General features: G+C 72.0%; 4 protein-coding genes. All 4 read left to right on the top strand.

Annotation, left to right across the window (positions count from 1 at the left end; all coding sequences use genetic code 11):
* Positions 1–96: 96 nt before the first annotated feature.
* Genes galT through ACWEPG_RS24255 form a run of 4 tightly spaced genes read left to right on the top strand, consistent with a single transcriptional unit; the run spans position 97 to position 6595 of the window.
* Positions 97–1251, top strand: a complete 1155-nt coding sequence (galT, locus tag ACWEPG_RS24270; protein WP_452595520.1) for a galactose-1-phosphate uridylyltransferase — start codon at positions 97–99, stop codon at positions 1249–1251.
* Complete coding sequence (gene galK / locus ACWEPG_RS24265) at positions 1248–2435, top strand: galactokinase (RefSeq protein ID WP_452595519.1); 1188 nt, start codon at positions 1248–1250, stop codon at positions 2433–2435. The genes galT and galK overlap by 4 nt, the downstream gene beginning before the upstream one ends.
* Before the next feature lie 57 nt (positions 2436–2492).
* Positions 2493–3806, top strand: a complete 1314-nt coding sequence (locus ACWEPG_RS24260) for an MFS transporter (RefSeq protein WP_450114630.1) — start codon at positions 2493–2495, stop codon at positions 3804–3806.
* Positions 3803–6595, top strand: a complete 2793-nt coding sequence (locus tag ACWEPG_RS24255) for a DUF2804 family protein (protein ID WP_450114631.1) — start codon at positions 3803–3805, stop codon at positions 6593–6595. The genes ACWEPG_RS24260 and ACWEPG_RS24255 overlap by 4 nt, the downstream gene beginning before the upstream one ends.
* The last annotated feature ends 36 nt before the right edge of the window (positions 6596–6631 follow it).

Raw genomic sequence — 6631 nt, 5'->3', positions numbered from 1 at the left:
GCTGTCCCCCGCCCGGGTTCGGGTGGGGTGTGGGGGGCCCGGCCGGCCCGCAAACCACGCACGAGCGCCGGAGGCGCCTATCGTGGGCCGGTGCCGATCCGGAAGACCACGACCACCCTCGCCGACGGGCGCGAGCTGATCTACTTCGACGACACCGAGCCGTATGCCGGTGGTGTCGCCACCCGCGAACTGCGTGACGGACGCGACCTCGCCCCGGTCGCGGCGACGTCCACGATGCGCTACGACGTGCTCACCGGCGAGTGGGTGACGCTCGCCTCGCACCGCAACAGCCGCACCTTCCTACCCTCCGTCGCCGAGTGCCCGCTGTGCCCGACCCGGCCCGGCGGGCCGGCGACCGAGATCCCCGCCGACGACTACGACGTCGCGGTGTTCGAGAACCGCTTCCCGTCGTTCGCGCGTACCGCCGAGCCGGTGACCGACCACGTCGACGGGATGGACCTGTGGCCGCAACGCCGCGCGGCGGGCCGGTGCGAGGTGGTGTGCTTCACCAGCCGCCACGACCTCGGCTTCGCGGACCTGCCCCTGTCCCGGGTGCGCACCGTGCTCGCGGCACAGGTGGACCGGACCCGCGCACTCTCCGCGCTGCCGGGCATCGCGCAGGTGTACTGCTTCGAGAACCGCGGCGAGGAGATCGGGGTGACCCTCGGCCATCCGCACGGCCAGATCTACGCCTACCCCGAGCTACCCGCGCGGACCGAGGCACTGCTGCGACAGTCGCGCGCCCATCACGCGCGCACCGGCCGGGTGCTGCTGCGCGACGTCCTCGACGCCGAACGCAAGGCCGGCACCCGGATGGTGATCGAGGCGCGCCACTGGAGCGCGTACGTCCCGGCAGCCGCCCGATGGCCGGTGGAACTGCACCTGGCCCCGCACCGCGACGTCGCCGACCTCACCGAACTGACCGAGGACGAACTCGACGAACTCGCCGTGGTGTACCGCGACATCCTGGCCCGGCTGGACCGGTTCTTCGAGGGGGTCGACAAGCTGCCCTACATCGCGGGCTGGCACCAGGCCCCGGTGGGGGAGGGCAGGGAGCTGGGACGGCTGCACCTGCAGGTGTTCTCTCTGATGCGCGGGCCGCACCGGATGAAGTTCCTTGCCGGCTCCGAATCCGGGATGGGGGCGTGGATCTCCGACGCCACGCCCGAGGCGGTCGCCGCCCGGTTCCGCGCGATCGCGCCCGGGGCGGCCGCGTCCGGAGCCGGCGCACGGGAAGCGGGGGAATCGTGATCGACTGGCTGACACCGGCTTCCGACGCCGAGCTGGCGGCGGCGGTCACCGCACGGTTCGATGCCGAGTTCGGCGGCCTGCCGGACGGGGTGTGGACGGCGCCCGGACGGGTGAACCTGATCGGCGAGCACGTCGACTACGCGGACGGGCTGTCGCTTCCGATCGCGTTGCCGCACCGCACCGCCGTCGCCGTCCGCGGTCGCGGTGACGGCAGGCTGCGGTTGCGGTCGGGGCTGGATCCGTGGGACGGCGCGGTCGCGGACGTGGCGCCCGGCGTACCGTCCGGCTGGGCGGCCTACCTCGCCGGGGTGGTGTGGGCCATGCGCCGCGACGGGCTGATCGGCGGCGAGTTCGGGGTCGACGTGGCCGTCGAGTCGTCGGTCCCGATCGGGGCCGGGCTGTCGAGTTCCGCGGCGCTCGAGTGCGCTCTGGCGATCGCGGTCGCGGACCTCGCAGGCCTGCCCACCGACGATCTCGGCCGGGCCCGGCTGGCGTCCTGCTGCGTGGCCGCGGAAAACGAGATCGCGCTCGCCCCGACCGGTGGGATGGACCAGGCGATCTCCCTGCGCGCCACGGCCGGTCACGCACTGCTCGTCGACTCGGCCGACGGCACGGCGGCGCCGATTCCGTTCGACCTCGCCGGCTCCGGGCTCGCGCTGCTGGTGATCGACACCCGCGCCCCGCACCAACTGGTGGACGGGCAGTACGCGCAGCGCCGGAAGTCGGTCGAGGCGGCGGCGGCGTCGCTGCGCGTTCCGTCCCTGCGGGTGGCCGCCGACGAGGGTCTCGAGATCGGCGGCCGCGGCGACCAGGAGCTGGTGCGCCGGGCCCGGCACGTCGTCACCGAGATCGGCCGGGTGCGAGAAGTGCTGCCGCTCCTGGAATCCGGACGGCTCCGCGAGATCGGTCCGCTGTTGACGGCCTCGCACCGGTCGCTGCGCGACGACTTCGAGGTGAGCTGCCCGGAACTGGACAGTGCCGTCGACGCCGCGCTGGCCGCGGGAGCACACGGCGCCCGGATGACCGGTGGTGGCTTCGGCGGCTCCGCGATCGCCCTGGTCGAGGCGCCCGAGGTGGACCGGGTTGCCGCAGAGGTGCTTTCGGAAGCCCGCTCGCGCGGGCTCGGCGACCCCGCCTTCCTGCGTGTCGACGCCGGCGGTGGTCCCGCCCGTCGCATCGGCTGATTCCGGGAAGTGGGAGTTCGGGCCACCGCCGTGGCACGCGCCACCTATTGTCGCGTGATGCACGAACGCCCGGCGGACCGCCGCCTCTGGACCTGGGTGGTCCTCCTCGGCCTGACCGGCCAGCTGGCCTGGACGGTCGAGAACATGTACCTCAACGTGTTCGTCTACGACACGATCACCGACTCGCCGACGGCGCTGGCGACCCTCGTCGCGACCAGTGCCGTCGCCGCGACGATCGCGACGTTGCTCGCCGGAGCCGCGTCGGACCGCACCGGCCGGCGCCGCGAGTTCATCGCGGCCGGCTATGTGCTGTGGGGCGCCTGCACCGCGGGATTCGGACTGGTCAGTGTCGACTCCGCCGCGTCGATGCTGCCGATGCTCGACGCCGTCGTTGTCGCGGTCGTCGCCATCGTGCTGCTCGACTGCGTGATGAGCGTCCTCGGGTCGACCGCGAACGACGCCGCCTTCAACGCGTGGGTCACCGACTCCACCCACCCCGGCAACCGGGGCAAGGTCGACGGCGTCCTCGCCACGATGCCGCTGCTCGCGATGCTGGTGGTCTTCGGGGCGCTCGACCCGATGACCCAGGACGGCCAGTGGAGCCTGTTCTTCGCGATCATCGGCGGCGTCACCGCCCTCGTCGGCGTCATCGCGTGGTTCGGACTGCGCGAGCCGCGGCACCCGAAACCCGGTGGCAGCTACCTGTCCTCGGTCGTGCACGGACTGCGGCCGAGCACCGTGCGCGACAACCCGCGCCTGTACGTGGCCCTGCTCGCCTGGGCCGTCCTCGGCACCAGCACCCAGGTGTTCCTGCCGTACCTGATCATCTACGTCCAGCGGTACCTCGACATCGACGGGTACGCGATCGTGCTCGCCTCGGTCCTGCTCGGCGCGGCCGTGATCAGCGTCGTCGGCGGGCGGGTGCTCGACAGGGTCGGTCCCTCGCGGGCGATCCTGCCGGTGGCGGTGATGTACGCCGTCGGGCTCCTCCTGATGTTTCCCGCGCGCGGCATGCTCACCGTCATCGTGGTGGGGATCGTGATGATGTCGGGGTTCATGCTCGGGGTGGCCGCCATCTCGGCGACCGTCCGCAACCTCACGCCGCCCGACCGGGCCGGGCAGGTGCAGGGTCTGCGGATGATCTTCGCCGTCCTCATCCCGATGGTGATCGGCCCGTTCCTCGGCGCCGCCGTGATCGCCGGCGCCGACGAGACCTACGTCGACCTCGGCGTCGTGAAGCAGGTGCCGACCCCGTGGATCTTCCCGGCCGCTGCCGTCGTGGTGGCGCTGATCGTCATCCCCGTCCTGCTGCTGCGGACGATGGGTACGGACCCGACCCCCGAGCCGAAGTCACTGGAGGCCACCTCGTGAAGACCGTGTGGGGCGACGCCCTCGACCCCGACAACGTCCTGCCCGAGTACCCGCGCCCGCAGCTGGTGCGCGACTCGTACCTCAACCTCAACGGCCGGTGGGAGCACGCCTTCACTTCGGTCGGGGTCACCGCGCCGCCCGGCCGGTGGGACGGCGAGATCGTGGTGCCGTTCTCACCCGAGGCGCCGCTGTCCGGCGTGAACCGCACCCTGCAGCCGGACGAGGCGCTCTGGTACCGCCGCACCGTCATCCTGCCCGACGGTTTCGTCCGCGACCGGGTGCTGCTGCACTTCGGCGCGGTCGACCAGGACTGCGAGATCTGGGTCGACGGCACGTCGGTCGGCGGGCACCAGGGCGGCTACCTGCCCTTCGCGCTCGACATCACCGACGCCCTCGACAGCGGCGACACCCACGAGCTGGTCGTCAGGGTCCGCGACGTCACCGACACGTCCTGGCGCAGCCGGGGAAAGCAGAAGCTCGATCGTGGGGGCATCTGGTACACGCCGCAGTCGGGGATCTGGCAGACCGTCTGGCTCGAGTCGGTCCCGGAGCGGTGGATCGACCGGCTCGAACTCGTCCCGCACCTGGAGACCGGTGAGGTCGAGGTCTGCGTGGTGGCCGGCGGGACAGGCGCATCCGTGGCCGAGGTCGCGGTCGGCGCCGGCGGGCGCGAGGTGGTCCGCGAGACCGTCGCGGTCGGTGCCCGGACCCGGCTGCGGCTCGGGGAGGACGTGCGCCGGTGGTCGCCGGACGACCCCTTCCTGTACGACGTGGAGGTGACGCTCGCCGCCGACCGCGTCTCGAGCTATGTCGGGATGCGTTCGTTCGGGCTCGGGCCCGACGCGTCCGGTCGCACGCGGCTGCTGCTCAACGGTGCGCCCTACCTGCACGCGGGCCTGCTCGATCAGGGCTACTGGCCCGACGGCCTGTACACCGCGCCGTCGGACGAAGCGTTCGTGCACGACATCCGGACGGCCAAGGAACTCGGTTTCACGATGCTGCGCAAGCACATCAAGATCGAGCCGATGCGCTGGTACCACCACTGCGACCGGCTCGGAATGCTCGTCTGGCAGGACATGGTCAACGGCGGCCGCAGCTACCGGACCGCCGTCGTGACCGCGCCCGTGCTCCTGCCGGTGAAACTGGACGACTCGCGGTACGCGCTGTTCGGACGGCAGGACGCCGCGGGCCGGGCCGAGTTCCTCGAGGAAGTCGACGCGACGGTTACACTGCTGCGCTCGGTTCCCAGCATCGCGGCATGGGTGCCGTTCAACGAGGGCTGGGGGCAGTTCGACGCCAACGCCACCACCGAGCGGGTCAAGGCGCTCGACGCGACCCGGCCCGTCGACCACGTCAGCGGCTGGCACGACCAGCGCGGCGGCGACATGGCCAGCCGGCACGTCTACTTCCGGCCCTACCGGCTCTCGCGCGCCGACGCCGAGGACGAGCGCGCCGCCGTGCTGTCGGAGTACGGCGGCTACTCCCACCGGGTGCCGGGACACGTGTGGAACGACAAGGAGTTCGGCTACCGCAAGTACGCCGACCGCGGGGCCTTCGAGCGCGCGTTCCTCCGGCTGCAGCACGCGCAGGTCGGGCGTGCCGTCGAAGAGGGCCTGACGGCCTTCGTCTACACCCAGCTCGCCGACGTGGAGGACGAGACCAACGGTCTGATGACCTACGACCGCCGGGTGCTGAAGGTCGACGCGGAGGCGGTCCGCGCCTCGAACCGGCGTCTGCGCCAGCGGCACGACCACGCGTCCGGCGGGCCGGCGCTCCCGCTCGCCGTGTCCGAACGCGAGATCACCGAGCCGGTCCCGCTGACCCTGCCCGACGGGCGCCTGAACCCCGACGCGGTCGGGTGGACGCGGACACCCCTGATCACCACGGACGGGATCGGCCGCGGCCGCGTGGGGAAGGGTCGCAACAAACGGTGGGAGTACTGGGCGGTGACCACGCCGACCCACGTCGTCGCGCTCGTGCTCTCCGACATCGACTACGCGGCCGTGCACGGCATCTGGCTGCTCGATCGGACCACCGGACAGGCGATCTCCTACGACGCGATCGGCGTGGGCGGACGCAGCGCCACCCTGCCCGGGACCCTCGGCGCCGGCCCGGCCCGCTCCCGCACCAAGAAGGTGCGGATCGACATCGACGAGGTCGACGGCGGGACCCGGCTGCGGGCCCGAGGCGAGCGGGTGGAGATCGACGTGATCGCCCACCGGCCCGACGGACACGAATGCCTCGGCGTGGTCGTCCCCTGGACCGAGCGGCTCTTCCAGTACACCGTCAAGGACGTCGCCCGGCCCGCGACGGGAAGCATTCGCGTCGACGGTGTCGCCCACGATGTGCCCGAGGGCGAGTCCTGGGCGACCCTCGACCACGGTCGGGGCCGCTGGCCGTATTCGGTGCGCTGGAACTGGGGTGCCGGATCGGGCCGCACCGACGGCCGGGTGATCGGCATCCAGGTGGGCGGCCAGTGGACCGACGGCACCGGATCGGTGGAGAACTCACTGCTCGTCGACGGACACCTGTCGAAGATCAGCGAGGAACTGGTCTGGACCTACGACCGGGGCGACTGGATGGCCCCGTGGCGAATCGCCGGGGAGACAGTCGATCTCACGTTCACCCCGTTTCACCTCAAGGAGTCCGTCACCGACCTCAAGGTCTTCGCGTCCAAGACACACCAGTGCTTCGGCCACTGGTCCGGGAAGGTGCGGGACGACTCGGGCGCCTGGGTGCGCGTCGAGGACGTCGTCGGCTGGGCAGAGGACGTCCACAACCGCTGGTGAGTCGCGTTCGGTAGCCGGCTCCGGCGTCTCGGCCGG

It is taken from the genome of Rhodococcus sp. NPDC004095, assembly GCF_053604015.1.
The sequence above is the reverse complement of the archived record's forward strand: the minus strand, read 5'-3'. Positions and strand labels throughout refer to the sequence as shown.

Excerpts from the sequence above, each read along its gene's own strand:
- ACWEPG_RS24260 (WP_450114630.1), top strand. The coding sequence starts at position 2,493 with ATGCACGAACGCCCGGCGGACCGCCGCCTCTGGACCTGGGTGGTCCTC.